Below are 26,411 nucleotides of genomic sequence, written 5' to 3' on the forward strand. Positions count from 1 at the left end.
GGAAAGGCTGTGGGATTCAGCCGTTGCAGCGTGAGGGCCCCATCATGCCTCGACTGTCGGGCCGCTGCTTTGCAAGGCTGCCAGACGGGGCAGCAGGTAGTGCGCAAAGCACAGGGCCGAGAAGGCGAACAGCAGGATGTAGAACCACACGAACAACCCCACCAGCACGGGCGCCCCCACCGCGAACAAGGCGCCGGCTGGCCCCAGCCAGGCGCCACCAGCCAGACCGGCCAGCAGCCCGGCCGTGACGGCACCGATCACCAGCAGATGCGAGGGCGCCGCCCCCAGGGTGGTGGCCAGCAAGCCCAGCAGCAGCAAGGGGGTGCCATGGGCCCGGCGCAAAGCGGCCGCTTCGGTGTCGCTGGCGTGGTCGGCCAACACCTCATCGCTCAGGGCACGGCTGGCCAGCCAGCCCCACACCAGGGCGGGCACCAGGGTGCCCAGCACAGGCACCCACCACAGTGGAAAACTCAGCACCAGCAAGCCCAACGCCTGCACGGTGATCACCCCGGAGCGCCACAGGGTGCGCCACCAGGGCGCCGGCGCACGCGGCGCCAGTTGCAGCCCCTGGCGCTGCACCACCCACCGCGACAGCGTGGGCACCAGGAACGCCGAGACCGTGAGCAAAGCCGCCAGCACCAGCACCGGCACAGCCAGCAAGGTGAGCAACAACGGCGCCAGCACGTGCGCCACACCCTGTGCGTCGACCGGCGGCAAGCCCAGCCAGGCCAGCACGCCCTGGAAGGCCTGCCCCTCCTGCCCGGCGAGCACACCCTCGAGTGCGCGCACCCAGGGTGCCCAGCCCCACACGGCCAGGCCACAGAACACCAGCAGTGACAACGCCATGGGCCAGCTCACGGCCCAGATCACTTGCGGGTGCAGGCAGGACCAGAGGGCCCTCCAGAAGGCCTGCCCCAGGCCCACGGCCTGATGGCCCGCATGGGCCGCGGCAGTGGATGCGGTCTGACGCAGGTCGGCCGCCGAAGCAAGACGGTCTGGGGGCAAGTGGGTGTTGGACATGGTGGCTCCCTTTCAGGCGCGGCCCAGCAGCCGCTTCAAGCCCAGCCATTGCTGCGCCAGCACGGTCTGCCCGTAATCACGACCGCCTTCGTGGGGCAGCTGATCGCGGATGCCCGTGGGCTCGATCGGGCTGCGATAGTTGGCCGTGCCGAACAGAATGTCCCAGACCGGGAACAGCACGGCGTAGTTGCAGCCGCCCAGGCTGCCCTTGCCATGCGATTCGTGTCCGATGCCGATGGCATGGTGCACCCGGTGAAAGCGTGGATCGACCAGCAGCTTGTCGAGCACGGCACCAAAGCGCAAGCGGGTGTTGGCGTGCGACAGGCTTTCCAGTGTGAGCGTGATGGCCACCACCGCCACGAACTGGCCCGGCGCCACGCCCACGGCACGGGCCGTGAACGCGAAAATCAGGTCGCGCAGCAGGTCATCGAGCAGGTGGTTGCGGTTGTCGCTCCACATGCTCATGTCGCGCTGGCTGTGATGCAAGGCATGCAGCGCCCACCAGCGGTTGCTGGCGTGCTGGCCGCGATGGATCCAGTAATCGACGAAGTCAAACACCACCAGGTACAGCAACAGACTGAACCATGCGGTGTCGGTGATGCCTTGCCACAGCGGTGCCACCAGGGCATCCAGCTGAAAACCCTGCACGCCGTGCACAGCCCCCCAGCCGAACAGCCGCTCCACCAGCGGCTCGACCATGAAGAACATGGCCACCCGGAACACGCCCAGCCGGTGCAGCAAGGTGTAGAACACATCGGGCGCCATGGCGCGCCAACGCTGCCCGGGCTCGGCCGGCCACCACCGCTGCAAGGCACCGATGAAGACCAGCATCAGCAGCAACTGGATCACGCCCACCATCAACCAACCGGTGGCGGTGTAGGCATCTTCCAGCAGGTTGCCCAGCCCCATGGGGTACATCAGGGGCTGAACCGCGGTTTCGAACAAGGCCTGTTGCAGATCGCCGAACCAGACCGAGAAGGCAGAGAGGAAATCGTCAAGCATGCGAAGCCGGTGAAACGTGCAGGTTGCCCGGGCCAAAGGGCCGGTGCGTCAGGGTGAAGGCACAGGCCCCACCATGCGGTATTGCGGATGATCGCGCAAGGTGGCGAAACAAAGCCCCTTGGCTTTGAGTCCCTGGATCAGCGGCTGGAGCACGGCGGGCGCCCAGGCGTCCTGGCGCGACCAGATGCCCAGGTGGGCCAGCAAGATGTCGCCTGCGCGCACGCGCTGCAAGGCCTGCTTGAGCAAGCGGTCATTGGGGTACCGGTCGCTGGGCAACTCATCGCCCAGGAAGCCGGCGTCGGTCCAGGGCACATGGTGCCAGCCACAACGCTGCACGGCCGCCAGCAAGGCTGGCGAGGTCTTGCCGCCGGGCGCGCGGAAGATGGCGCGCATGCGCTGGCCGGTCATCTGCTCGAAGCGCTGGGCAGGGCGAGCCAGCTCGGCGCAATAAGCCTGCGCGTCCAGCAGCACAGGCTTGCCGGGGTTGGGGCCCGCCGTGGGCACCAGCTTGAATTGCCCTTCGACCATCCCGCGGTAGATGCCATGGTCCCAGGTGTGCGAGCCGAAGTCATGGCCCTTGCGTGCCAGGGCCTTCCACCAGGGAGCCCAGTGGTCGTCGAGCGAGGTGCCTGATGGCCGCTCACCGACGGGCTGGGTGCGCTCATTGGCCAGGAAGAAGGTGGCCTTGACCTGCGCCTGGTCGAGCACGCGGTCGATCAAGGGCGCCACGCCCATGTGGCCGGTGTCGAAGGTGAGGTAGACCGGCTGGGTGCAGGCGGCCCGGGCGGGCCCCGACGCCATGGCGCAGGCCAAGGCCACGGCTGCCGCGGCACCCGACACCTTCATGCAGAAAGGGCGTTCAGCGCGGTGCATGGTCCAGGGTCCAGACCCCGTGAGGCGAACGCCCCACCGGCACCTGGCGCACCACCTTGCCCAGGGCGGTGTCGATGAACGTGACCTTGCGCGCCCAGCGAGAAGTCACCAGGATGGTCTTGCCGTCAGCCAGCAGATCCATGCAGTCGGGGCCACCGGGTGCCGGGTAGCTGGCCACCACCGCCATGGTCTGCGTGTCGATCTTGCTGATGGTGTTGGCCACGCGGTTGCTCAGCAGCACATGGCGCTTGTCGCCCCAAGCACGGAAGGCGTGGGCGCCTTCGCCGGTCTGGATGCGCTTGGTCAGCACAGGTTTGGCACCGCTGACGTCATACACCTCCACGAACTTGTCGCCGGTCAGGGCCACCATCAGGAACTTGTCATCGCGGGTCAGGTACACGTCGGCCGGCAGCTTACCCACCGGCACCTTCCATCGGGGCGCCTGGGTGGCCAGGTCGATGGCGATCAGCTCGTTGCTGTCCTGCATCGTCACATAGGCCACGGTGCTGCGGCTGTCGATGTAGATGTGGCTGGGCGTCTTGCCTGTGGGAATGCGCTTGGCCAGGGAGAACTCCCAGCCACTGCCCGGCTTGTTGACCGCCTTGTACACATCCACATGGTCCAGCCGGTTGGCTGCGGTCACGAACCACTTCATGTCAGGCGAAAACCGCAGGTGATACGGGTCGGCAATGCCGGTGATCACCTTCTGCACGGCCGCGGTGCGAGGGTCCAGGAAGGTGATCGAATCACTCAGGGCATTGGCCACCAGCAGCGATTTCTCGTCGGGCGAGAGGTACAGGTGGTGCGGCTCCTTGCCGGTCGGGATGCGCTTGATTTCCTTGAAGGTGACAGGATCGATCACGCTGACGTTGGCGTCCAGCGAGTTGAGCGCAAAGATCGGCGCAGGGGCCGCTGGCTTGACAGCCACCGCCGCAGCCGAAGACGGCACCGCAGGCCGTGCCGGTGACTGTGGCTGCGCCGAAGCATTCAGAGTCACCGCCAGCGAGGCCAGCACCAGCAACCACTCATTCATCGGACGGAACTTTCGACGCAGGGCACCCTGCAACAGACGGCTGGAAGTCAATTCATTCACCTGAAATCAAGCCGCGGAGTTTAAGCGCCCCCGCAACCTGCTTCCGCCCTCACCGGCCGCCGGCCTGCCCGCACATTGATCTGGCGCACGCTGGGGTGCGCCGATCGATGCGGCGCAAACGATGACCGCTCAGCGGTCATTCCCCAGGATGCCGCCCAGCAGACCGCCTGCACCACCCGCGGTCAGGCCACCCAGCAAGGTGCTTTCTTCGCGGCCGCCCCCTTGCTGCGGTGCAGCAGCAAAGATGCGTGAAGCCAGACGCGAGAAGGGCAAGCTTTGCAGCCACACATGGCCGGGCCCCGTCATGCGGGCCAGGAACAGGCCCTCACCGCCAAACAGCGCGGTCTTGACCTTGCCCACGTACTGGATGTCGAAGTCAACCGTGGCGGTGTAGGCCACCACGCAGCCGGTGTCCACCATCAGCACCTCGCCAGGCTGCAACTCCCGGTGCACCAGCGTGCCACCGGCATGCACAAAGGCCAGGCCATCGCCTTCGAGCTTCTGCATGATGAAGCCTTCGCCCCCGAAAAACCCGGTGCCCAACTTCTGCTGCAGCGCAATGCCCAGCGACACACCACGGGCCGCACACAGGAAGGAATCCTTCTGACAGATCAGCGTGCCCCCCAGCTGGCGCAGGTCCATGGGAATGATCTTGCCCGGGTAAGGCGCAGCAAAAGCCACCCGGCGCTTGCCCTGCCCCTGGTTGGTGTACACGGTGGTGAACAGCGATTCACCCGTGATCAGCCGCTTGCCAGCGCCCAGCAGCTTGCCGAAAAGCCCACCTTCCTGCTTCGAGCCGTCACCGAAGACCGTGTCCATGTCGATGCCTGCGTCCATGAACATCATGCTGCCAGCCTCGCCAATGGCGGCTTCGCCCGGGTCGAGCTCCACCTCCACGAACTGCATTTCACTGCCTTTGATCTCGTAGTCGACAACGTCCATCGCCATGTTGGTTGCTCCAGAAATACAACACGCGGCATCGGCGCCAAACCCTGGGACGCCCTGTCCGCAATTGACATCACAATGTGCGGGCGCATTGCTGTCGCCCTTGGCGTCTGATTGTGCGCGTTTTCCCCGGCTCCCTGACACACTGCCACCATGAACTTGCTGGCCTCGCTGCACGCCCAGACGCTGTACATCACCGTGACCGTGGTGATGTTTTCGGCTGCATCGCTGCTGACCTGGGTGGGCTTCACGCAACGCACCTACCGGGGCTTCTGGTGGTGGGTCTGGGCGCAATGGCTGAACCTGGGCAGCGCCGCCTGCCTGCTGCTGGTCGACACCCACCCCATCATGCTGGCGCTGTCGGTGGTGTTAGCCATGCAATGGCCGATCACCATGCTCACCGGGTTGCGCAGCTTTTACGTGCGCTCGGAGATGATCGCGCCGGCCTGGGTCGACCGACTGGTACTGGCCTCGGCCTTCCTGCTGTGGTCGGGCACGCGCCTGCTGCTGCCAGATGACGTGGCCGCACGCGTGGCCGCTTTTTCCATCGGCAGCATGGCCTGCTATGCCTACTCGGCGGCCATGGTGCTGTCCATGCCTGACCACCGCCGCAGCGCCAACATCCGGGCCATGGCCTTTTTCCTGATGATGGCCGTGCCCATGCAGCTGCCGCGCCTGGTGGATGCCTGGAACGCGTGGGGTGATCCTGCGGCGCATGCCAGCTTCACCGCCACCCAGCCAGCGCTCGTGCTGGCCTTGATGGTGGGGGTGCTGCTGGCGGTTTACATGGGCCTGATGCTCACCTACGAGCGCACCGAACACGATTTGCGCGAGTCACAGCGTCAGTTGCGCCTGATGGTCGAGCTCGACATGCTCACCCAGTTGCCCAACCGCGTGCATTTCATGGAAAGCGCGCGCCAGAGCATCCGGCTTTCACGGCCGGGCAGCTGCACGCTGCTGGTGTTCGACATCGACCACTTCCGCCGCATCAACGAACAGCATGGTCATGCCGCGGGCGACACGGCGCTGCGGCTGGTGTCCGGTGTGGCGCGCAACATGTTGCGGGGCCGCGACCTGATTGGCCGCCTGGGTGGCGACCAGTTCGTGTGCCTGCTGCCCGAAACCCCGGAGGCCGACGCTTTCCGGGTGGCCGAACGCATGACCCGGCTGGTGCTCGACAAGCAGCAAACCACCGAGGGGCGCGAACCCGTGCGCCTGAGCTTCGGGATCGTGCAGATGCAGGACAATGAGGGCCTGGACCACTCGATCCACCGGGCCAGCGAGGCCCTGGCGGAAGCCAAGCGCCGTGGAAGGGGCTGTGCTGTCAGCACGCGCCCGCACGACACGCAAGGCTTTGAAGTGGTTCACGTGCAGCCCCTGGCCACCGCAGCCGGCTGATCCCACCCCTGCTTCCTGTTGTTTGCCATGCCTCTTGTGGATGTCGCCGTGATCGGCGCGGGCGCCGCCGGCCTGTTCTGTGCAGGCGCCGCAGGCCAGCGCGGCCTGAAAGTGCTGTTGATCGACCACGCACCCAAAGTGGCCGAAAAAATCCGCATCTCGGGCGGCGGGCGCAGCAACTTCACCAACCGCGAATGCACGCCCGCCAACTACCTGAGCGAGAACCCGCACTTCTGCCGCTCGGCCCTGTCGCAATACACCAGCGCCGACTTCATCGCCCTGATGCACAAGCACGGCGTGCCCTTCCATGAAAAGCACAAAGGCCAGCTGTTTTGCGATCACAGCAGCCAGCAACTCATCGACGTGCTGCTGGCCGAATGCGCCCTGGGTGGCGTCGAGCGCTGGCAACCCTGCGGTGTGAAAGCCGTGCGCGCCTTGACTGCCGAGGATCAGGCCACAGCCCCCCGCTACGACATCGAGACCGACCGGGGCCCGGTGCAGGCCCGCCATGTGGTGGTGGCCACCGGGGGCCTGTCGATCCCCAAGATCGGCGCCACCGATTTCGGCCACCGCCTGGCCCAGCAGTTCGGCCACCGCATCGTGCCGCTGAAGCCTGCGCTGGTGCCATTGACCTTTGACGTCAGCCAGTGGGCGCGCTGGGTGCCGCTGGCCGGCGTGGCCGTGCCGGTGCGCATTGCGGTGGACGCGCCTGCGCAAGGCAAAGGCGGCGGCAAACACGGGGGCAAGGCCAAGACCCAGCACATCAGCTTCGACGAAGACCTGCTGTTCACCCACCGCGGGCTGAGCGGCCCGGGCGTGCTGCAGATCTCCAGCTTCTGGCAGCCCGACACGCCGCTGCACATCGACCTGGCGCCGGGCACCGAACTGGCATCCGCCATGAAGCAGGCCAAGAGCGGCAACCGCAAGCAGCTGGGCAATGCCTGGAAAGACACCCTGCCCGTCCACATCCCGCAGCGGCTGGCCCAGGCGTGGCTGGACGCCACGCGCGAGCAGGTGCCCACGCTGCGCGACGACCAGCCCGTGGCCGAGGCCCGTGACAAAGACCTCGAAGCCCTGGGGCAGGCCTTCAACGGCTGGCAGATCACCCCCCATGGCACCGAGGGCTACGCCAAAGCCGAAGTGACGGCCGGTGGCGTGGACACGAACGAGCTGTCGTCCCGCACCATGGAAAGCAAGCGCAGCCCGGGGCTGTACTTCATTGGCGAAGTGGTCGATGTGACCGGCTGGCTGGGGGGTTACAACTTCCAGTGGGCCTGGTCCAGCGGCATGGCCTGCGCCCGTGCCATGGCGAACGAACACGGCCATGTCGAACCCTGAAAACGCGCACAGGCGCTAAGATCACGCCCCATGAGCTCCACCCACTTCGGTTTCGAGACCGTCGACGAATCGCAGAAGGCCAGCCGCGTGCGCGGCGTGTTCGACTCTGTGGCCAGCAAATACGACATCATGAACGACCTGATGTCGATGGGCCTGCACCGCGCCTGGAAGGCTTACACCATCGCCGCCAGCGGCGTTCGGGAAGGCCACAAGGTGCTCGACATTGCCGGTGGCACGGGTGATCTGTCGTTGGCGTTTGCCAAACGGGTGGGTGAGCGCGGCATGGTCGTGCACACCGACATCAACGAGGCCATGCTGGGCACCGGGCGCGACCGCCTGGTCAACGCCGGCGTGATGCTGCCCACCACGCTGTGCGACGCCGAAAAGCTGCCCTTCCCCAGCGACACCTTCGACATCGTCACGGTGGCCTTCGGCCTGCGCAACATGACCCACAAGGACGCGGCCCTGAAAGAGATGTGCCGCGTGCTCAAGCCGGGTGGTCGCCTGCTGGTGCTGGAGTTCTCCAAGGTGGCCAAGCCTCTGGAAAAGGCCTACGACTGGTACAGCTTCAAGCTGCTGCCCAAGATCGGCAAGGTGGTGGCCAATGACGAAGACAGCTACCGCTACCTGGCTGAATCCATCCGCATGCACCCTGACCAGGCCACCCTCAAGACCATGATGAAGGACGCCGGTTTCGGACACGTCGACGTCCACAACATGACCGGCGGCGTGGTGGCCCTGCACATGGGCCTGAAGTGCTGATCTGAGGGCTGCGGTGGTCCACACGCTCCTGAGCGTCACGGCACTGTCCAAGGCCACTGGCGTTGGCGTGCGCAACATCCGCGCGTGGCAGACGGCCGGTCTGCTGCCGCCCCCATCCCTGCAGGGGCGGCGCGCCCTGTACAGCAGCCTGCACGCCCAGCGGGTGGAGCTGATCAAGGAGCTGCGCGGCCTGGGTTTTGGCCTGGATGCCATCGGCGCCATGCTGGCCGAAGTGCCCATGACGGCCAACACCACGCAGTCGCTGGTCACCCAGATGTTTTCGCAGGGCTTCTTCCAGGTCGAAAAGCCCGAGTACCGTACCCTGGAACAGCTGGCTTCTCACTGGGGTGAGCGTGCCACGCCCGAGCAGGTGGCGCAGCTCATCCGCAACGGTCTGTACCGCCAGGTCTCGCCCCCCGGTACGCCCTTGAACGAAGCGGTGTTCGAGGTGCTCAGCCCCAGCCTGTGGTCGATCGGCAAGCAGCTGGCCGACCTGCGCATGCCCATGAGCACCGTGCTGGGCCTGCAAGAGCGCCTGATCGAGCAGTGCCGCAGCCTGGCCAAGATGTATGTCGATCAATTCGTGGTCAGCATGGTGCAGCAGATCAGGCGCGAAACCGATTCACCCGAATTGCCACCCAGTGTGCTGAGGGGCATCCATCAGTTGATCGAACGCCTGCGCCCCATCGCGATCGGATCGGTGTCAGCCGCCTTCCCGGTGGTGCTGCAGCAGGAATTCGACCGCGATGCGCTCGATCTGATCATGCAGCAACTGGCTCAGGCCTTCTCGGACGGCAACTCGCCAGAGGGCCCGACGCCAGGCACCGACCGCTCAGAGCCCGTCTGAAAGAACTCGCCTCCGGCGATGTGATGCAGCATGTGCTGGGCAGGCTGCAAAGGCAACCAGCGCCCTGAGGCGTAAGCCCGGGCATCGGCCCACGCGGCCACCACCTCGGCCAGCACCAGGTCATGGCGCGCCAGCACCTCAGGCTCGGGCAGGCAACGGCATTCCAGCCAGGCCACGCACCCGGCCACCAGCGGGGCCCGCACCTGCTCGGCCCGGTGGGCCTGCAAGCCGGCATCCCGCCACTTGTCGAGCGTGCGGCCGGTTTCCGTGCCCACACGCCGCACGGCATCGGCCTGCCCCGCCACCGGCACGTTCAGCACGAACTCGCCAGAGGCTTCCAGCCACTCGCGCGTCAGCGTGTTGCGGTCGACCACCACAGCCACCTTGGGCGGGTTGAAATCCAGCGGCATGTTCCAGGCGGCAGCCATCACGTTGCATCGCTCGCCATGGGCAGTTGACACCAGCACCGTGGGGCCGTGGTTGATCAGACGGTAGGCCTGTGGCAGGGGCACCGGGGTCAGCCATTCGGGGCGGTCCAGCCAGACAGGAGAGGCGGTGGCGGTGTTCATGCCCGAAGTATGACAAGGCGCCGAGATGGCCCGCGCCGCATGGCTTTTGCGGCCAGAACGCCACACCGGTCACGGTGCACTGTGGCGTGCGTGCCAAGGACTGACAGAAGTGCTTGACGTTCATGCACCCGCATGAAATGCTGCGCCGCAACATGACAGGCCACGGTCATGCCAAGCACTTCAAACCCACACGCGGACACACCCTCTTCGCCATGAAACAAGCTCAGACCCTGCTGGAAAATCGCACCTACGACGAGCTCCAGCCCGGCGACAGCGCCAGCCTCACCCGCACCCTGACCCGTGAAGACATCGAGGTCTTCGCCATCCTGAGCGGTGATGTGAACCCGGCCCACCTGGACGACGCCTACGCCGCCCAGACGCCCTTCCACAAGGTGATCGCGCATGGCATGTGGGGTGGCACGCTGATCTCGACCATCCTGGGCACCCAGCTGCCCGGCCCCGGCACCATCTACGTGGGCCAGCAGCTGCGCTTTCTGCGTCCGGTCAGTGTGGGTGACGTCATCACCGTGACCGTGACGGTGCAGGAAAAGCGCGACAAGCACATGGTGCTGCTCGACTGCCTGTGCACCAACCAGGCCGGCAAGTCGGTGATCAGCGGCACGGCCGAAGTGATGGCTCCCACGCAGAAGGTGCGGCGTGAAAGTGCCCCGCTGCCCGAGCTGACCCTCACGCGCCACGAAGGCTTTGCCCGGCTGATGGCCCTGACCGCATCGCTGCCGGCCGTCGACTGCGCCGTGGTCTTTCCCACCACAGCCTGCAGCCTGCGTGCAGCCGTGGTGGCGGCACAGGCTGGCCTGGTGCGCCCCTGGCTGATCGGCCCGCGCGCCACCATCGAGGCCGTGGCCCGCGAAGCCGCCCTGCCACTGGCCGGCTGCGAATGGGTCGAAGCCGACACCGCCGAAGCCGCCGCAGAGCAGGCCGTGGCACTGGTGCAGGCCGGCAAGGTGCAGGCCATCCAGCAAGGCCAGATTGACGTGCGCCCACTGCTGCAGGCCGTGCTGACCCATGAAGGGGGCCTGCGCACCCAGGGTCGCATCAGCCACGCCGCGGTGGCCGACGTGCCGGGCTATGGACGCCCGCTGATCATCACCGACTCGGAAGTGCACATCCACCCCACGCTGGACGACAAACGCGACATCCTGAACAACGCCGCCGCCCTGGCCCGCCGCCTGGGCATGTCGCCCCGCGTGGCGCTGCTGTCGGCCACCCAGACGCTGAACACCAACCTGAGCTCGTCGATCGACGCCGCCGCACTGTGCAAGGCCTACGCACGCCAGAAGGGCGAGCACTTCGACATCGACGGCCCCCTGCCCTTCGACGCCGCCGTGAGCCCTGAGGTGGCCCGCCTGCGCCACCCTGGCTCCAGCGTGGCCGGTCGCGCCAACATCCTGCTGGCGCCCAACCTGGAAACGGCCAACCTGCTGGTCAAGCAGCTGGCGTACATGGGCCAGGCCGAAGTGGCCGGCCTGGTGCTGGGTGCCCAGGTGCCGATCCTGCTGTGCAACGACACCGACAGCGAGCGCAGCCACATCGCCTCGGCGGCCCTGGCCCTGCTGATGGCGCGCGGCGACGATGCCGTGGCCAGCGACAAGGGCTCGCCGGCTCTGCGTGTGGCGGCCTGAAGCACAGGCCTCTCCCGCCCCGATGCGAGCGAGGGCATGATCAAGGCATGAGCTGGGCATGAAAAAAGCCGCTGCAGGGCAGCGGCTTTTCCCTGGGGCCCACCGACAGGTCGGTAGGCCGGCCAGCCAGGCGATCAGTTCTTCGACTGGTCGACCAGCTTGTTCTTGGCGATCCAGGGCATCATGCCGCGCAGTTCGGCACCGACGGTCTCGATCGGGTGAACGGCGTTCAGACGACGGCGAGCGGTCATGCTCGGGTAGTTGGTGCGGCCTTCCAGGATGAACATCTTGGCGTATTCGCCGGTCTGGATGCGCTTCAGAGCGTTGCGCATGGCTTCGCGCGACTTCTCGTTGATCACTTCGGTACCGGTCACGTACTCACCATACTCGGCGTTGTTCGAGATGGAGTAGTTCATGTTGGCGATGCCGCCTTCGTACATCAGGTCGACGATCAGCTTCAGCTCGTGCAGGCACTCGAAGTAGGCCATTTCGGGAGCGTAGCCGGCTTCCACCAGGGTTTCGAAGCCCATCTTGACCAGTTCCACGGCACCACCGCACAGCACGGCTTGCTCGCCGAACAGGTCGGTTTCGGTTTCTTCACGGAAGTTGGTTTCGATCACGCCGCCCTTGGTGCCGCCGTTGGCAGCAGCGTACGACAGGGCGATGTCCTTGGCCTTGCCCGACACGTCCTGGTACACAGCGATCAGCGAAGGCACGCCGCCGCCCTTCAGGTATTCCGAGCGCACGGTGTGGCCAGGGCCCTTGGGGGCGACCATGATCACGTCCAGGTCAGCACGGGGCACGACCTGGTTGTAGTGCACGTTGAAGCCGTGGGCGAAGGCCAGGGTGGCGCCCTTCTTGATGTTCGGGGCGACGTTGTTGTTGTACACCTCGGGGATGTTCTCGTCGGGCAGCAGGATCATCACGACGTCGGCGGCCTTCACGGCTTCGTCGACTTCGGCGACCTTCAGGCCAGCGCCTTCGGCCTTGGACCACGAAGCGCCACCCTTGCGCAGACCGACGGTCACGTTCACGCCGGAATCACGCAGGTTCTGGGCGTGGGCGTGGCCTTGCGAGCCGTAGCCCACGATGGTGACGTTCTTGCCCTTGATCAGGCTCAGGTCGGCGTCCTTGTCGTAATAGACTTTCATTGTCTTAGCTCCAACAGATAACTGGGAAGATTGTTGCGGGGTCGATGGGGTGAACCGATGCGGTGTTCGCTTCAGGCTCAGACGCGCAGGATGCGCTCGCCACGACCGATCCCGCTGGTACCGGTGCGTGCGGTTTCCAGGATGGCTGCGCGGTCGATGGCTTCAAGGAAGGCATCGAGCTTGGACGCATCACCCGTGAGTTCAATGGTGTAGGTCTTGTCCGTGACATCGATGATGCGGCCACGGAAGATGTCGGCCATGCGCTTCATTTCTTCGCGCTCCTTGCCGACAGCACGCACCTTGATCAGCATGAGTTCGCGCTCGGTGTAGGGGCCTTCGGAAAGGTCCACCACCTTGACGACTTCGATCAGACGGTTGAGGTGCTTGGTGATCTGCTCGACGACGTCATCGGAACCGGTGGTCACGATGGTCATGCGCGACAGCGACGGGTCTTCCGTCGGGGCCACGGTCAGGCTTTCGATGTTGTAGCCGCGGGCCGAGAACAGGCCCACCACGCGCGACAGGGCGCCGGGTTCGTTTTCGAGCAGCAGGGCAATGACGTGTTTCATGGAATCGTCCTTTCAGGCTCTTGAGTCAGGGGCCGGTAAGCCGCCTGCCGTGGCCGTGAAGCAGCGATGAACAAAGGGGGAACAGCGTCCCGGGCCACTCCACCTGTGGGCCCCCCAGGGGCTTGAGGCTTGACCCCGAGGCGACGTGCCGGCAAGCGCGGCGCCTGGGGCCCCGAGTGGCTCGGGGTCTTGGCTTTCAGCGAGCGGTCACAGCTCCTCGGAGCCCAGCAGCATCTCGGAGATGCCCTTGCCGGCCTGCACCATCGGCCACACGTTTTCGGTGGGGTCGGTGCGGATGTCCAGGAACACGGAGCGGTCCTTGATCTTGATGGCTTCCTTGAGGGCGCCTTCGACATCGGAGGGGCGCTCGATCAGCATGCCCACGTGGCCATAGGCCTCGGCCAGCTTGACGAAGTCAGGCAGCGCGTCCATGTACGAGTGCGAGTAGCGGCCGCCGTAGTCCAGCTGCTGCCACTGGCGCACCATGCCCAGGTAGCGGTTGTTCAGCGACAGCACCTTCACCGGGGTGTTGTATTGCTTGCAGGTCGACAGCTCCTGGATGCACATCTGGATCGAGCCTTCGCCGGTGATGCAGAACACCTCGGCGTCGGGCTTGGCCAGCTTGATGCCCATGGCGTAGGGCAGGCCCACACCCATGGTGCCCAGGCCGCCGGAGTTGATCCAGCGGCGGGGCTCTTCGAACTTGCTGTACTGCGCGGCGAACATCTGGTGCTGGCCCACGTCTGACGTGATGTAGTAATCGGTGCCGGCGGTCAGCTCGGCCAGCTTCTCGACCACGTACTGCGGCTTGATGACGTCGTCAGAGGTCTTGTACTTCAGGCAGTCGCGCTTCTTCCACTCGTTGACCTGGTTCCACCAGGCCGCCAGGGCATTGGGGTCCGGGCGGGTGGTCGATTCCTTGATCTGGGCGATCATTTCCTGCAGCACGTCCTTCACATCACCCACGATGGGGATGTCGACCTTGACGCGCTTGGAAATCGACGAGGGGTCGATGTCGATGTGGATGATCTTGCGTTCGACCTGGGCGAAGTGCTTGGGGTTGCCGATCACGCGGTCGTCGAAGCGAGCGCCCACGGCAATGACCACGTCAGCGTTCTGCATGGTCATGTTGGCTTCGTAAGTGCCATGCATGCCCAGCATGCCCAAGAAGGTCTTGTCGGAGGCGGGGATGGCGCCCAGACCCATCAGGGTGCTGGTGCTGGGGTAGCCCAGCATGCCGACCAGTTCGCGCAGTTCATTGGAGGCTTCACCCAGGATCACACCGCCGCCGGTGTAGATGTAGGGGCGCTTGGCGGTCAGCAGCAGCTGCACGGCCTTGCGGATCTGACCACCATGGCCCTTGCGCACCGGGTTGTACGAGCGCATTTCCACCGTTTCGGGGTAGCGGAACGCGGTGGTCTTGAGCGAGACGTCTTTCGGGATGTCGACCACGACAGGGCCGGGGCGGCCGGTGCGGGCGATGTGAAAGGCTTTCTTCAAGGTCACGGCCAGGTCGGCCACGTCCTTGACGAGGAAATTGTGCTTGACGATGGGGCGCGTGATGCCGACGGTGTCGCACTCCTGGAAGGCGTCCAGGCCGATCGCGGGCGTGGGCACCTGACCGGTGATGATCACCATCGGGATGGAGTCCATGTACGCGGTGGCGATGCCGGTGATGGCATTGGTCACACCGGGGCCGGAGGTCACCAGCGCAACGCCGACGTCGCCGGTGGCGCGCGCGTAGCCGTCAGCGGCGTGCACAGCGGCCTGTTCGTGGCGAACCAGCACGTGCTCGATGGTGTCCTGCTTGTACAGGGCGTCGTAGATGTACAGGACCGCGCCGCCTGGGTAGCCCCAGATGAATTTGACGTTTTCGGCCTGCAGGCAGCGGACGAGGATGTCCGAGCCGTTGAGGATTTCAGCCGCACTGCCTTGTGCGTTGCCTTGAGACATGTCCATGATGAAAGAACCTTTCCGAATTTCTCTAACGAAAAACGATCGGTGCCCCTCCTCGCAACCCAGGGCCCTGAGGGCGCCCTGACTCACAGCTTCACGGTGACGGATCACCGCAAGGCTCGCCCTTGTGAGGCGGATTCGAAGCCTGCGCGGACTGCCACTGCGAGCGTATCGCGCCGCAGCTCAGCCCAGATCGGGATGACGCAAAAACGCAGATTATCGCACCAAGCCCGGCTTTCGGGTGCATTCCGGGCGAATTCGCACGGACAAGGCATAATCCGGCCGCGTCGACGTCCTCACAACCGCCTCACGGCCTGCCCTGCCTTTGCCTGCTGCTCCGTCACCCGCAGACGAACTCGATGAGTTCCTGGCCAGCGTGGAAAAGCGCGCGTTCAAGCGGGCGCTGTATGCCGTGCGCGATGAGGAAGCCGCCCTCGACATCGTGCAGGACAGCATGATCCGGCTCGTGACCAGCTACGCCGACCGGCCCGCCGCCGAGTGGCCCATGCTGTTCCAGCGCATCCTGTCGAACGCCACGCTGGACTGGTTCAGGCGCCAGAAAGTTCGCAATGCGGTGTTTCACACCATGAGCGATCTGGAAGCCACGGTGTCGGGCGATGGCGATGGCGATGTCGACCTGCTGGAAATCCTGGCGGTGGAGGCCCTGGGCACGGAAGGTGCTGAGGAAACCGCCAACCGCGGCGAGGTGCTGCGGATCATCGAAGAAGAAATTCAAAATTTGCCGGCGCGTCAACGCGAAGCGTTTCTGATGCGTTACTGGGAGGAACTGGATGTCGCAGAGACGGCTGCAGCCATGGGTTGCTCGGAGGGCAGCGTGAAAACGCATTGCTCCCGGGCCGTTGCTGCATTGGCCAAGGCCCTCAAAGGCCGAGGCATTGGCCTGTGATGTCACCAGACCCCGGCACCCACGACAGGACACGCACCATGGACACCACTGGCAAGCCCCTCACCCCGGCCCAGGTTGAAGCCCTGGAGGCCCGTTTCGCCCTGCGACTGACGGCGCGTCTGGACGACAGCAGCGCGTCGGTCGGCCACGAGGTGTCCGAGCGTCTGCGTGTGGCCCGCATGCAGGCCGTGGCCGCAGCCCGCAATGTGCGGGCCACCCAGGCCGTGGTGGCCACAGCAGCAGCCCCCCTTCGTGCACCCCAGTGGCAACTGGCAGGGCCTGCCTCGGCAGGCAGCCCCGGCTTTGCCCGCCACATCGACCATGGCCGCCGCCTGGAAGACAAGCCCACCGGCTGGGGCTGGCGCATCGCCTCGGCCCTGCCGATCATTGCCCTGGTGGCGGGGCTCTGGGGCATCCACTGGTGGCAGCGGCAACAACAGGTCGATGCGGCAGCCGACATCGACATGGCCCTGCTGGCAGACGACCTGCCACCAGCTGCCTATGCCGACCCGGCCTTTGAAGAATTCCTGCGGGCTGGCTCGCCCATGCCGGCCGTGATGCCCGCAGAAGACACCCTGCCTCAAGGTGCTGACACCCCGAACGATGCGGGCGATGCCAGCGACACCGACGAATCTGCCACCGAAACCACCGAGAGCTGAGCCCCGATGCCCCTGAACGCCTGGATCGCCCTGCCCCTGACTGCCCTGGCCCTGTGCGCCGGGCTGGTGGCTTCGGCCTGGGCGACAGGCTCGGCACACGCCAGACCCGACGCCAACACAAACGCCGCCGGCGCACCTCGCCAGGACAACGAGTGGCTGCGCCTGGGGGCCCAGGAGCGCACGGTTCTGGCGCCCCTGGCGTCTCAATGGGGCCAGATGAGCGACGATGTGCAGGACAAGTGGATCGGCGTGGCCCGCCGCTACCCGACCCTGTCGGCCGATGGCCAGGCCCGCGTGCGCGACCGCATGAAAGCCTGGTCGGCCGCCTCCCCGACCGAGCGGAACGAGGCGCGCCTGCGCTTCCAGAAAGCCCGCGAACTGGCACCGGCCGAGCGCCAGCAGAAGTGGGAGGCCTACCAGGCCTTGCCCGCCGACAAGAAAGCCGAGTTGCTGGAGCAGGCCAAGGCCAAACAGGCCGCGGCCAACCCTTCGGCCCCCTCCCCCGGGCAACGTCAGGCGGCCATGCCTGACCGCAAGACCAACCTGGTGCCGACCACCCCGACACCGCAGGCGGCCGCCCGCAAACCGGTGTCAGCCGCCGTGGTCAAGGCGGGCCCTGGCGCCACCACCCAGCTGATGACCCAATCGGCACCCAAACCACCGCTGTACCAGCACAGCGGCCTGCCCAAGATCGCGGCCACCAAGCCATTTGTCGACCCGCAGACCATGCTGCCCAAGAAGGGGCCGCAAAGTGCGGGCATGACGCCTGTGGCAACATCGAGTCCCAGCCCCTGAGCTTCATCGGGGCACCCGCCCCGTGACCCGGTGCACCCTGGTGCACACTGCCGCGCATGTTCCGTCCGCCGCCCACCCCTCCCCTGACCCACGCGCAATGCGTGGCCCGCGCTCAGCACAGCGCCCCCGCCCTGATTCGCCGCCTGGCCGCCATCGTGTATGAAAGCACCCTGCTGTTCGGGGTGGTCATGTTCGCGGGCATCGTTTTCGGTGTGCTGGTGGACCAGAAGCACGCCCTGGCCCACCGCAACGGGCTGCAAGCCACCATGTTCGCCGTGCTGGCCCTGTACTTCGTGGGCTTTTGGGTGCGTGGTGGCCAAACCCTGGCCATGAAGACCTGGCACCTGCGCCTGCTGCGTCGCGATGGCCTGCCCGTGCGCCCCCTGCAGGCGGCGCTGCGCTTTGCCTTGTCATGGCTGTGGTTCTTCCCACCGCTGCTGCTGGCCTGGGCCATGCAGTGGCACAGCGCCAAAGAGATCACCAGCCTGCTGCTGGTGTGGTTCGTGCTGTACGCCCTGTTGTCGAAGGCGCTGCCCCAAGGGCAGTTCCTGCACGACCAGATCTGCCGCACGGCCCTGGTCGACACCCGACCCGACGACCAGCTGCCCGCTCACCCCAACGCCAGAAAGCCCTGACCGTGAAAGCCCCTGCCACTTTTTCCGTGTGCGTGTACTGTGGCTCACGTGACGGCACACGCCCGGCTTACCTGGCCGCTGCCCAGGCCTGCGGCCAATCACTCGGCCAGCGCGGCTGGCAACTGGTGTATGGCGGCGGCAGCACGGGCCTGATGGGCGCCGTGGCCGACGCCACATTGCAGGCCGGCGGCCCGGTCATCGGCATCATCCCGGACAAACTCATCCAGCGCGAGCTGGGCCATGGTGGTGTGACCGAGCTGCAGGTGGTGGGCTCGATGCACGAGCGCAAGCACAAGATGGCCCAGCAATCGGACGCTTTCGTGGCCCTGCCCGGCGGCATCGGCACCATGGAAGAGATCTTCGAGATCTGGACCTGGCGTCAGCTCGGCTACCACAGCAAGCCACTGGGCCTGCTCAATGTCGATGGCTGCTACGACCACCTGCTGCGCTTCATTGACGCGCTGCGCGATGAAGGCTTCCTGTGGCCCGATGTGCAGGAGCTGCTGCTGATCGACACCGACATCGAGCGCCTGCTCGACCGACTGCACACCGAAGCCCGGCGCCTGAAAGCACAAACGCCGCCGGAGCTGCAGGTGGCAGCGCCAGGCGGCGTGGCCGACGGGACCTGATCAGCAGGCCCGGAACCAAGCGGCTGAAGGCGTCAGACGGCGTCTTCGTTGGTCTCGCCGGTGCGGATGCGCACCACCTGCTCGACCGAGGTGACGAAGATCTTGCCGTCGCCGATCTTGCCGGTCTTGGCAGCCTTGACGATGGCTTCGATGCAGCGCTCGACGTCGTCTTCCTTGACGACCACTTCCACCTTCACCTTGGGCAGGAAGTCGACCACGTATTCGGCGCCACGGTACAGCTCGGTGTGGCCCTTCTGGCGGCCAAAGCCCTTCACTTCGGTGACGGTCAGGCCAGTGACGCCCACTTCGGCCAGCGCTTCGCGGACTTCTTCGAGCTTGAACGGTTTGATGACGGCGGTGATCTGTTTCATGGTGACTCCGAAGGAACTGTCGTTATTTAAGCATGGTTGCGCAGTGCGGCACGCAATCTCGTTCGATGACACTCAGGCCCGGTAGCGAGACGTGATGGGATAGCGCCAGTCGCGTCCGAAGGCGCGGTGCGTGATGCGGATGCCCACCGGTGCCTGCCGGCGCTTGTACTCGTTGATCTTGAGCAGGCGCGTGACCTTGTCGACATCGGCCGCGGGGTACCCTGCGGCCACGATGTCTTCGATGGACTGATCCTGCTCCATGTAGCGCTGCAGGATGGCGTCCAGCACGTCGTACTCGGGTAGGCTGTCCTGGTCTTTCTGATCGGGGCGCAATTCAGCCGAGGGCGGGCGCGTGATGATGCGCTCGGGGATGGGCTCGACCTGCCCTTGCGCGCGGGCCTGGGCGTTGCGCCAGTTCGACAGGCGGTACACCGTGGTCTTGACCAGGTCCTTGATGACGGCAAAGCCGCCGGCCATGTCGCCATACAGCGTGCAATAGCCGGTGGCCATTTCGCTCTTGTTGCCGGTGGTCAGCACGATGGCACCCGTCTTGTTCGACAACGCCATGAGCAGGGTGCCGCGGATGCGGGCCTGGATGTTTTCTTCGGTGGTGTCTTCGGCGCGGCCCACGAACAGCGGCGCCAGCGACGCCTTGAAGGCTTCGAACTCGGGGGCGATCGCGATCTCGTCGTGGTGCACACCCAGGCGGTCGGCCATGTCGCGGGCGTCGATCCAGGAGATGTCGGCCGTGTAGGGCGAAGGCATCATCACGGTGCGCACCTTGTCGGCGCCCAGCGCATCAACCGCAATGGCCAGCACCAGGGCAGAGTCGATGCCGCCCGACAGGCCGATGATGGCGCCCGGAAAGCCGTTCTTGCCGATGTAGTCGCGCACGCCAGTGACCAGCGCGGCCCAGATTTCGGCGTCAGCGTCGAGCAAAGGCTCGGTGCGGGCTGGCGCCACCGTCACGGCCTGCCCGGGCCCACCCGCCTGCAGCTGCACGTGCAGCACATCGGACTGGAAACTCAGGGCGCGGGCCTGCACACGCCCCTCGGCATCGAGCACGAAAGAAGCGCCGTCGAACACGACCTCGTCCTGGCCGCCCACGAGGTGGGCATAGACCAGCGGGCAGCCGCTGCGGGTGGCGCGCACGGCCATGCGCTGTTCGCGCTCGGCGGCCTTGCCGGCATGGAAGGGCGAGGCGTTCAGCACCAGCAGGGCCTGGGCCCCGGCCGCGCAGGCGGCGTCGGCGGGCTCGTCGAACCAGGCGTCTTCGCAGATCAGCACACCCAGGCGGATGCCCTGCGCGTCGATCACCAGGGGACCAAAACCGGCGTCACGGCCGCTGACGAAGTAGCGGCGCTCGTCAAACACCTGGTAGTTGGGCAGGTCGCGCTTGGCATAGGTGCCGACCACGGCGCCGGCCTGCAGCACGCTGGCGGCATTGACCAAGCCGGGCACCGACCAGGAGCGGGTGCGGGCATCGCCCAGGCGCGAAGGCGCGGGGTGGCCGACGACCACCTGCAGATCAGGCAGGTCGGCCAGCTGTTCGGCCATGCCCACCAGGGTGCTCTGGCAGTCGTCGATGAAGCGCGGGCGCAGCAACAGGTCTTCGGGCGGGTAGCCGCACAGCGAGAGCTCGGGCGTGACCACCAGGCGGGCGCCATCGGCATGGGCCTGACGTGCCAGCGCCACCAGCTGGCGGGCGTTGCCGGCCAGGTCACCCACCACGGGATTGAACTGGATCACGGCCACTGACAGAGGGCCGTGCGAGAAAGAGTGAGGCATCGTGAAATCCGGGACGAGATGGCGCGGGGCCACCGGCTTTGCAATGGTAGCGCCTGGCCCGGATCCTGCTGGCATCTGGGACACAGATGCACCTGCATCAAACAGGACATGGGGGCGAAATGCCGTTCAAACCCCTAGATTCGGACAGAAACAAGGGTGCGAAACTGAACGGATAACGATTCCTACACGAGACACCAGGGTCCCATGGCCAACACAGACACCCCATCGACTGCGCTGCCGCCGATCCTCGACATCGAGGCGTCGGGTTTTGGCCTGGGCAGCTACCCGATCGAGATCGGCATCGTGATGCCGGACGCCCGCAGCTGGTGTTCGCTCGTGCGGCCCGAGCCGGCCTGGCAGCACTGGGACCCCAACGCGGCCACCGTGCACAACATTTCGCGCGAGCAGTTGCTGCAACACGGGCGCAGCCCGGCCGAGATCGTGGCGGTGCTGAACGACTGGCTGCGCGGCATGGTGGTGTACTCAGACGCCTGGGCCCACGACTACACCTGGCTGAACAAGCTGTACGACGCCGCCGATCGCAGCCCCAGCTTCCGGCTGGAAAACCTGCGGGCCCTGCTGTCGGATGCCGAAGCCGCGCTGTGGCACGAGGCCAAACAGCGCGTGGCCGTGCAGGCCTGCCTGCCGCGGCACCGCGCCAGCAGCGACGCGCGCCTGCTCCAGCTGACCCTGCAGTCCCTGCGCGCCGCGCAACCCGCGGCAGCCTGAGCAACCTGGCGCCCAGGTCGGGGCACCGATCAGACGCCTTCGAGGGCCTTGCGCTGGTCGGCCTCTTGCTGACGCAGTTTCACGCACTGGGCGTGCGATTTGAAACGCGGACGTTCGCACTGGCGTTTCATGCACAAGGCATGCGCAATGAAGATGCGCCCACCACAGGCGTCGGCAGGACTGCGTGCGCTGTCGGCGGAGGCCTGCGGACGTTCAGCCGTGCGCTCCGGGGCGCGAGACGGCGCGCGTTCGGTGTCTGCCGTGCGCTGCGATGCCTGTCCGGCTGACCGCTGTGCCTCACGCCTGTCCGGCTGTTCTGGCGCACGCTCGGCCACACGTTCACGCGGAGGCTCGGCTGCTGAGACCGCCGGCGGGGACACCCCTCTGGCGCCAGCTGTAGGCAGCGAAGCACCCGCCGGGGCGGCGACTGTGGCCGAAGCCGCGAGCCCGGCTTGTGGTGTCTGGGCTTGAAGGTCCGGTTGGCCTGTGACGGGTCCTCGCCCGGCCCACAGCACGGCCAGACCCACCAGCCCCATCCCCGCCAGCCCCAGGGCTGCGGCACGGAACCAGGCCGACTGCCGCAAGCCCGTCAGCATGCCCATGCCACCAGATGATGCCGATGCAGACGCCTCCGCCAGACCTGTGGCCTCGTGCGACACGGCATCAGGCCGGCTGACCAGCATCGTGGGCGCGAAGGTGGGCTCGCGGGCGGGCGCCGACGCGGGGTCAGGCCGAACTGGCGCCTGGGTGGTGCGCATGATCGACTGGGTGACGGGTGGCAAGGGCTCACCCAGCAGGCTGGCTCGCCACTGGGCCACCGAGGCCAGCCGGTGCTCGGGGCGCACGGCCAGCCCCCGGTCGATGGTCTCCAGCAAGGCCGGCGGATAGTGCTGTCCGAAATCACGCCCGAGCTCATCGGCCATGGACGACAGCGGTGCCAGATCGTCGTGCACCGCCCGGGCGGTGGATGGCACCGGGGTGCGGCCGGTCAGGCAATAGTGCAGTACGGCCGCCAGCGCGTACAGGTCGGTCCAGGCCCCCTGGCGCAGGTGGCTGGTTTCGGCGTACTGCTCGATGGGCGCGAAGCTCGGCTTGAGGATGGCCGTGAGGCTTTGGGTGTGGTCGCTGATCACGCGCCGTGCCGCGCCGAAGTCGAGGAGCACCGGGCGCATGCCTTCGGGTGCATCGGCATCGGGCACGATCAGGATGTTGTCGGGGGCCACGTCACGGTGATAGACCTGCTCCCGGTGCAACAACTCCAGAGCGCCCAGCAGGGGCTCCATCAGGGCGCGCAACCACGCCTGGCTGGGGGGAGCACTCATGGCCTTGCGGGCGGTGTAGAGCGTGGCGCCTTCGTAACACGGCATGACCATGTAGGCTGTGCCCTGGGCCTCCCAGAAGCGGAACACACGCACCAGCGAGGGGTGATCGAATCGGGCCAGCAGACGGGCCTCGTTCACGAACGACTGCAAGCCCAACTCGAAGGCTGCACGGTGCTGGGGCGACCGCAAGACGATGCCGCCATCGTCCCCGCGAGCCGCCAGCGTGACGGGCAGGTACTCCTTGATGGCGACCTGGCGCTGCAACTGCGGGTCATGGGCGCGATAGACCACCCCGAAACCACCCACACCCAGCACGCCTTCGACGACGTACTCGTTGAGCTGGAAGCCGACTGGCAGGGTGTCTCTCGACGCGGGGGGAACAGAAGACGACGTGTTCACAACGGCGCAGCTTATCAAATGACCGGCGAGCAGCCGTTCAAGCTTCGGGTTTCGTGGCCGATAACCTGGGCACTGATGTTGTTTCAGTCGGGGTGTCCATGTCTTCACGATCGATGATGACCATGGGGACGCCCACCCTGGCCCAGCACCGCTGGGTGGCCTTTTCAGGGGCTGCCCTGGCCACCACCGCTGGCGCCATGTTGCTGTCGTCTTCCAGTCCTTGGCTGGGCCATGTGGCCTGGCTGTCTGCCACCGGGTGTGTGGCATGGGCCGCGCATTGCCTGGGACGCCAGCGTGGCGAGACCCAGCAAACCCATGACCGGTACCAGGACGCCTTGCGCGCCCTTCAGGCCACCGACGCCACCGCCCCAGCGGGCGCCCACCTCCTGCAAGCGGCCTTCCAGCACTCCCAGGCGCCCATGGTGATCACTGATGCACTCGACCGCATCGTCATGGTCAACCAGGCCTTCGCCCGCCTGTGCGGCATGAGCACCGATGCCTTGCTGGGCCAGAGCGCCGAACTGCACGGGCTGGCGCCCCTGCGGCCCTCGCACCTGCCCGGTGTCGACCAGCACCTGCGTGACGGCACCCGTTGGGCGGGAGAATCGGCCATCACGGCACACGACGGCGCCGTGCACGAGATGTGGCTGGCCGTGAGTGCCCTGCGAGATGCGCAGGGCCGCATCACGCACCACAACCGCGTGTTCCAGGACATCGCGCCGCTGAAAAAACAGTTGCGCCAGATGGCCGATCAGGCCCGCCATGACAGCCTGACCGAGTTGCCCAACCGCCGGGCTTTCTCGGAGCATCTCTTCCACGCCATGGCACGTGCGCGCCGTGAACCCAAGACACTGGCCGTCATGGCTGTGGACCTGGACGGCTTCAAGGCCGTGAACGACACGCATGGCCACCATGTGGGCGACCTGCTGCTGCAGCAGGTGGCGCGGCGACTGCAAGCCTGCGTGCGCACCACCGACATCGTCTGCCGACTGGGAGGCGACGAGTTCATGGTGATCCTGGAAGGTGCGGGCATGCCGCACGAAGTCGAGCGCATCGGCCAGCGCATCCTGACCTGCCTGAGCGAGGCCTACACCCTGGAACGCCACCACGTGAAGGCCACGCCCAGCATCGGCCTGGTGGTGCACCAGCCGCACGAAAACGAGGCGGCCCTGATGCAACGGGCCGATGCCGCGATGTACAGCGCCAAACGGGCGGGCAAATGCCGCATGGTGCTGGACCTGGGTGACACACCCGCGCCTGTGGAAGGCCGCACGACAGCCCGTGTCGCATGAAACCCCGTGAACCGGGGTGGCACCAGGTTGGTGCAAATCCACACACTGTGGTCGGGTACTGGTATAAACACTGACAAGCCTCAAGCGCTGCCGTGTGGAGACGTGCAGACGCTTGTCAAAAACAACCAGACACTGACACACCCTCATGGCCGACATCCGCACGCCTGCGCCCCCTGCTTCACCTCGCCCCCGCGTCGTCATCGTGGGGGCCGGCTTCGGTGGTCTGGAGGCCGCCAAGGCCTTTGACGGTGCCGATGTCGATGTCGTGGTGGTCGACCGCACCAACCACCACCTGTTCCAACCCTTGCTGTACCAGGTGGCCACCGCAGGCCTGCCGGCCCCGGCCATTGCCAGCCCGATCCGTCACATCCTGCGCAACCAGATCGCCCGAGGCCATCTGACGGTGCTGATGGGCGAGGTCACCAGCCTCGACACGGCGTCGAACTGCGTGGTGCTCGACGGTGGCGAACACCTGCACTACGACCACCTGATCGTCGCCGCCGGCGCCACCCACAGCTACTTCGGCAACGACCAGTGGGCCAAGTACGCCCCCGGCCTCAAGACCCTGGGCGACGCCTTCACCATCCGCCGCCGCGTGCTGACGGCCTTCGAGCAGGCCGAACGCGAGAACGACCCCGTGGCCCGGGAGCAATGGCTGACCTTCGCCGTGGTGGGCGCTGGCCCGACCGGCGTGGAGATGGCCGGCACCATGGCCGAAATCGCCCAGCAGACGCTGCGTTCGGAGTTCAAGCGCATCGACTCGCGCCGCGCGCGGGTCATCCTCATCGAAGGTGCTCCGCGGGTGCTGGGCACCTTCCCGGAAGACCTGTCGGCCAAGGCCAAGGACCAGCTCGAAGGGCTGGGTGCCGAGGTGCTGACCGGCGCCAAGGTGACCAACATCACGGCCTTCGGCATTCACTACGACCTGGGCGAGAAGCAGGCCGATGGCAGCGTGCGCAACGTGTCGCACTTCCTGCCCACCCGCACCGTGGTGTGGGGCGCCGGCGTGGCTGGCTCACCGCTGGGCCGCGCCCTGAGCAAGAGCACGGGTTGTGCACTCGACCGCGCAGGCCGCGTGGTGGTCGAGCCCGACCTGACCGTGCCCGGCCACGGCAACATTTACGTGGTGGGCGACCTGGCCTCGGCCAAGAGCTACCTCGACCCCGAGAACCCCACCCCGGTGCCTGGCGTGAGCCCGGGTGCCAAGCAGATGGGCCGCAAGGCCGCCAAGAACATCCAGCGCAAGCTCAAGGGCCTGGCGCCGCAGTCGTTCCGCTACTTCGACTACGGCTCGCTGGCCACCATCGGCAAACGCGCGGCCGTGGCCATGATCGACATCCCGTTCACGAAAAAGCGCATCAAGTTCAGCGGCTTTTCGGCCTGGCTGTTCTGGCTGTTCGTGCACGTGTACTTCCTGATCGGCTTCCGCAACCGCATGGTCGTGTTCATGGACTGGGCCTGGGCGTACTTCACCTCGCAGCGCCACGCACGCGTGTTCCCCGACCCGCACGCCCTGGAGCCCAACGCCATGCTGGTGCGGGTGCCCCCCGTGGCCGTGGTGACGGGCAACAACCCCGACCTGGCCGTGAACCCGGTCAAGCACCCACCCACGGCGCCCACGGCGCCTGCTGCCTCGGCCACCGGGACCCAGGCCCCGCAGCCCAACGACGGCCAGAACCGCGCCGCCTGACCGCAGCGGCACCCCTGACCGCACAAGCC

General features: G+C 66.4%; 25 protein-coding genes. 13 read left to right on the top strand and 12 right to left on the bottom strand.

The genetic code is table 11. From position 1 onward, the window contains the following. Window positions 1-42 precede the first annotated feature (42 nt). The 5 genes from EYS42_RS05370 to EYS42_RS05390 all read right to left on the bottom strand — a co-directional run bounded on the left by EYS42_RS05370 (window position 43) and on the right by EYS42_RS05390 (window position 4,936). On the bottom strand, window positions 43-1,020 hold the full coding sequence (locus EYS42_RS05370) for an EI24 domain-containing protein (RefSeq protein WP_130966825.1): 978 nt from the start codon (window positions 1,018-1,020) through the stop codon (window positions 43-45). 12 nt (window positions 1,021-1,032) lie between these two features. Further along, window positions 1,033-2,022 (bottom strand): sterol desaturase family protein, encoded by a 990-nt coding sequence (locus tag EYS42_RS05375; protein WP_130966826.1) that lies wholly within the window; start codon window positions 2,020-2,022, stop codon window positions 1,033-1,035. Between the two features lie 48 nt (window positions 2,023-2,070). Further along, window positions 2,071-2,895, bottom strand: a complete 825-nt coding sequence (locus EYS42_RS05380) for a polysaccharide deacetylase family protein (RefSeq protein ID WP_425358869.1) — start codon at window positions 2,893-2,895, stop codon at window positions 2,071-2,073. Then, a complete protein-coding gene (locus EYS42_RS05385) occupies window positions 2,882-3,928 on the bottom strand; it encodes a YncE family protein (protein WP_130967344.1) in 1,047 nt (348 codons plus the stop codon). Before EYS42_RS05385 ends, EYS42_RS05380 begins: the two co-directional genes overlap by 14 nt. Before the next feature lie 189 nt (window positions 3,929-4,117). Next, window positions 4,118-4,936, bottom strand: a complete 819-nt coding sequence (locus EYS42_RS05390; RefSeq protein ID WP_130966827.1) for a TIGR00266 family protein — start codon at window positions 4,934-4,936, stop codon at window positions 4,118-4,120. A gap of 150 nt (window positions 4,937-5,086) precedes the next feature. Between EYS42_RS05390 and EYS42_RS05395 the strand changes: the two genes are divergently transcribed. Genes EYS42_RS05395 through EYS42_RS05410 form a run of 4 tightly spaced genes read left to right on the top strand, consistent with a single transcriptional unit; the run spans window position 5,087 to window position 9,278 of the window. Continuing rightward, window positions 5,087-6,331 (top strand): GGDEF domain-containing protein, encoded by a 1,245-nt coding sequence (locus tag EYS42_RS05395; protein ID WP_130966828.1) that lies wholly within the window; start codon window positions 5,087-5,089, stop codon window positions 6,329-6,331. 27 nt (window positions 6,332-6,358) lie between these two features. Continuing rightward, entirely contained in the window at window positions 6,359-7,669 is a 1,311-nt protein-coding gene (locus EYS42_RS05400) for a BaiN/RdsA family NAD(P)/FAD-dependent oxidoreductase (protein ID WP_130966829.1), read from the top strand. A 30-nt stretch (window positions 7,670-7,699) separates the two neighbouring features. Further along, window positions 7,700-8,431 (top strand): bifunctional demethylmenaquinone methyltransferase/2-methoxy-6-polyprenyl-1,4-benzoquinol methylase UbiE, encoded by a 732-nt coding sequence (ubiE, locus tag EYS42_RS05405; protein ID WP_130966830.1) that lies wholly within the window; start codon window positions 7,700-7,702, stop codon window positions 8,429-8,431. A gap of 13 nt (window positions 8,432-8,444) precedes the next feature. Further along, on the top strand, window positions 8,445-9,278 hold the full coding sequence (locus tag EYS42_RS05410; RefSeq protein WP_165456635.1) for a MerR family transcriptional regulator: 834 nt from the start codon (window positions 8,445-8,447) through the stop codon (window positions 9,276-9,278). Here the strand turns inward: EYS42_RS05410 and EYS42_RS05415 are convergent. Then, on the bottom strand, window positions 9,209-9,847 hold the full coding sequence (locus tag EYS42_RS05415) for a flavin reductase family protein (protein WP_130966832.1): 639 nt from the start codon (window positions 9,845-9,847) through the stop codon (window positions 9,209-9,211). The genes EYS42_RS05410 and EYS42_RS05415 overlap by 70 nt on opposite strands. 212 nt (window positions 9,848-10,059) lie before the next feature. Between EYS42_RS05415 and EYS42_RS05420 the strand changes: the two genes are divergently transcribed. Next, window positions 10,060-11,490, top strand: coding sequence for a bifunctional enoyl-CoA hydratase/phosphate acetyltransferase (locus EYS42_RS05420; protein WP_130966833.1), 1,431 nt, complete (start codon window positions 10,060-10,062; stop codon window positions 11,488-11,490). A 134-nt stretch (window positions 11,491-11,624) separates the two neighbouring features. Here the strand turns inward: EYS42_RS05420 and ilvC are convergent, their stop codons facing one another. From ilvC to EYS42_RS05435, 3 genes are all read right to left on the bottom strand, one after another. Beyond that, entirely contained in the window at window positions 11,625-12,641 is a 1,017-nt protein-coding gene (gene ilvC / locus EYS42_RS05425) for a ketol-acid reductoisomerase (RefSeq protein ID WP_130966834.1), read from the bottom strand. 77 nt (window positions 12,642-12,718) lie between these two features. After that, entirely contained in the window at window positions 12,719-13,210 is a 492-nt protein-coding gene (gene ilvN / locus EYS42_RS05430; RefSeq protein ID WP_130966835.1) for an acetolactate synthase small subunit, read from the bottom strand. Between the two features lie 207 nt (window positions 13,211-13,417). Beyond that, the gene (locus EYS42_RS05435) at window positions 13,418-15,163 is read right to left on the bottom strand and encodes an acetolactate synthase 3 catalytic subunit (RefSeq protein ID WP_425358875.1); all 1,746 of its coding nucleotides are present in this window, start codon (window positions 15,161-15,163) and stop codon (window positions 13,418-13,420) included. Between the two features lie 328 nt (window positions 15,164-15,491). On the opposite strand from EYS42_RS05435, the gene EYS42_RS05440 reads away from it, so the two are divergent. The 5 genes from EYS42_RS05440 to EYS42_RS05460 are packed head-to-tail and all read left to right on the top strand — an operon-like array spanning window position 15,492 to window position 18,791. Further along, entirely contained in the window at window positions 15,492-16,073 is a 582-nt protein-coding gene (locus EYS42_RS05440) for an RNA polymerase sigma factor (protein WP_130966837.1), read from the top strand. Window positions 16,074-16,111: 38 nt separating this feature from the next. Beyond that, complete coding sequence (locus tag EYS42_RS05445) at window positions 16,112-16,732, top strand: DUF3619 family protein (RefSeq protein WP_130966838.1); 621 nt, start codon at window positions 16,112-16,114, stop codon at window positions 16,730-16,732. Between the two features lie 6 nt (window positions 16,733-16,738). Further along, window positions 16,739-17,527 carry a DUF3106 domain-containing protein gene (locus tag EYS42_RS05450; RefSeq protein ID WP_130966839.1) on the top strand — a complete coding sequence of 263 codons (789 nt, stop codon included), beginning with the start codon at window positions 16,739-16,741 and terminating at the stop codon, window positions 17,525-17,527. A 56-nt stretch (window positions 17,528-17,583) separates the two neighbouring features. Beyond that, entirely contained in the window at window positions 17,584-18,162 is a 579-nt protein-coding gene (locus EYS42_RS05455) for an RDD family protein (RefSeq protein ID WP_130966840.1), read from the top strand. Between the two features lie 2 nt (window positions 18,163-18,164). Next, window positions 18,165-18,791 carry an LOG family protein gene (locus EYS42_RS05460; RefSeq protein ID WP_130966841.1) on the top strand — a complete coding sequence of 209 codons (627 nt, stop codon included), beginning with the start codon at window positions 18,165-18,167 and terminating at the stop codon, window positions 18,789-18,791. Window positions 18,792-18,823: 32 nt separating this feature from the next. On the opposite strand, the gene EYS42_RS05465 is transcribed toward EYS42_RS05460, so the two are convergent. Next, the gene (locus EYS42_RS05465) at window positions 18,824-19,162 is read right to left on the bottom strand and encodes a P-II family nitrogen regulator (protein WP_130966842.1); all 339 of its coding nucleotides are present in this window, start codon (window positions 19,160-19,162) and stop codon (window positions 18,824-18,826) included. A 72-nt stretch (window positions 19,163-19,234) separates the two neighbouring features. Then, window positions 19,235-20,950, bottom strand: coding sequence for an NAD+ synthase (locus tag EYS42_RS05470; RefSeq protein ID WP_130966843.1), 1,716 nt, complete (start codon window positions 20,948-20,950; stop codon window positions 19,235-19,237). A 204-nt stretch (window positions 20,951-21,154) separates the two neighbouring features. Here EYS42_RS05470 and EYS42_RS05475 point away from each other — a divergent pair, with 204 nt between their 5' ends. After that, entirely contained in the window at window positions 21,155-21,679 is a 525-nt protein-coding gene (locus tag EYS42_RS05475) for a 3'-5' exonuclease (protein ID WP_130966844.1), read from the top strand. A 29-nt stretch (window positions 21,680-21,708) separates the two neighbouring features. On the opposite strand, the gene EYS42_RS05480 is transcribed toward EYS42_RS05475, so the two are convergent. Then, window positions 21,709-23,400 (bottom strand): serine/threonine protein kinase, encoded by a 1,692-nt coding sequence (locus EYS42_RS05480; protein ID WP_165456636.1) that lies wholly within the window; start codon window positions 23,398-23,400, stop codon window positions 21,709-21,711. A 122-nt stretch (window positions 23,401-23,522) separates the two neighbouring features. On the opposite strand from EYS42_RS05480, the gene EYS42_RS05485 reads away from it, so the two are divergent. Together EYS42_RS05485 and EYS42_RS05490 are read left to right on the top strand one after the other, a co-directional pair. Further along, window positions 23,523-24,692 carry a sensor domain-containing diguanylate cyclase gene (locus EYS42_RS05485; protein ID WP_165456637.1) on the top strand — a complete coding sequence of 390 codons (1,170 nt, stop codon included), beginning with the start codon at window positions 23,523-23,525 and terminating at the stop codon, window positions 24,690-24,692. Window positions 24,693-24,837: 145 nt separating this feature from the next. Further along, window positions 24,838-26,382 (top strand): NAD(P)/FAD-dependent oxidoreductase, encoded by a 1,545-nt coding sequence (locus EYS42_RS05490; protein WP_130966847.1) that lies wholly within the window; start codon window positions 24,838-24,840, stop codon window positions 26,380-26,382. Window positions 26,383-26,411 lie beyond the last annotated feature (29 nt).

The organism is Aquabacterium lacunae, assembly GCF_004310865.1.
Taxonomy (GTDB): domain Bacteria; phylum Pseudomonadota; class Gammaproteobacteria; order Burkholderiales; family Burkholderiaceae_C; genus Aquabacterium; species Aquabacterium lacunae.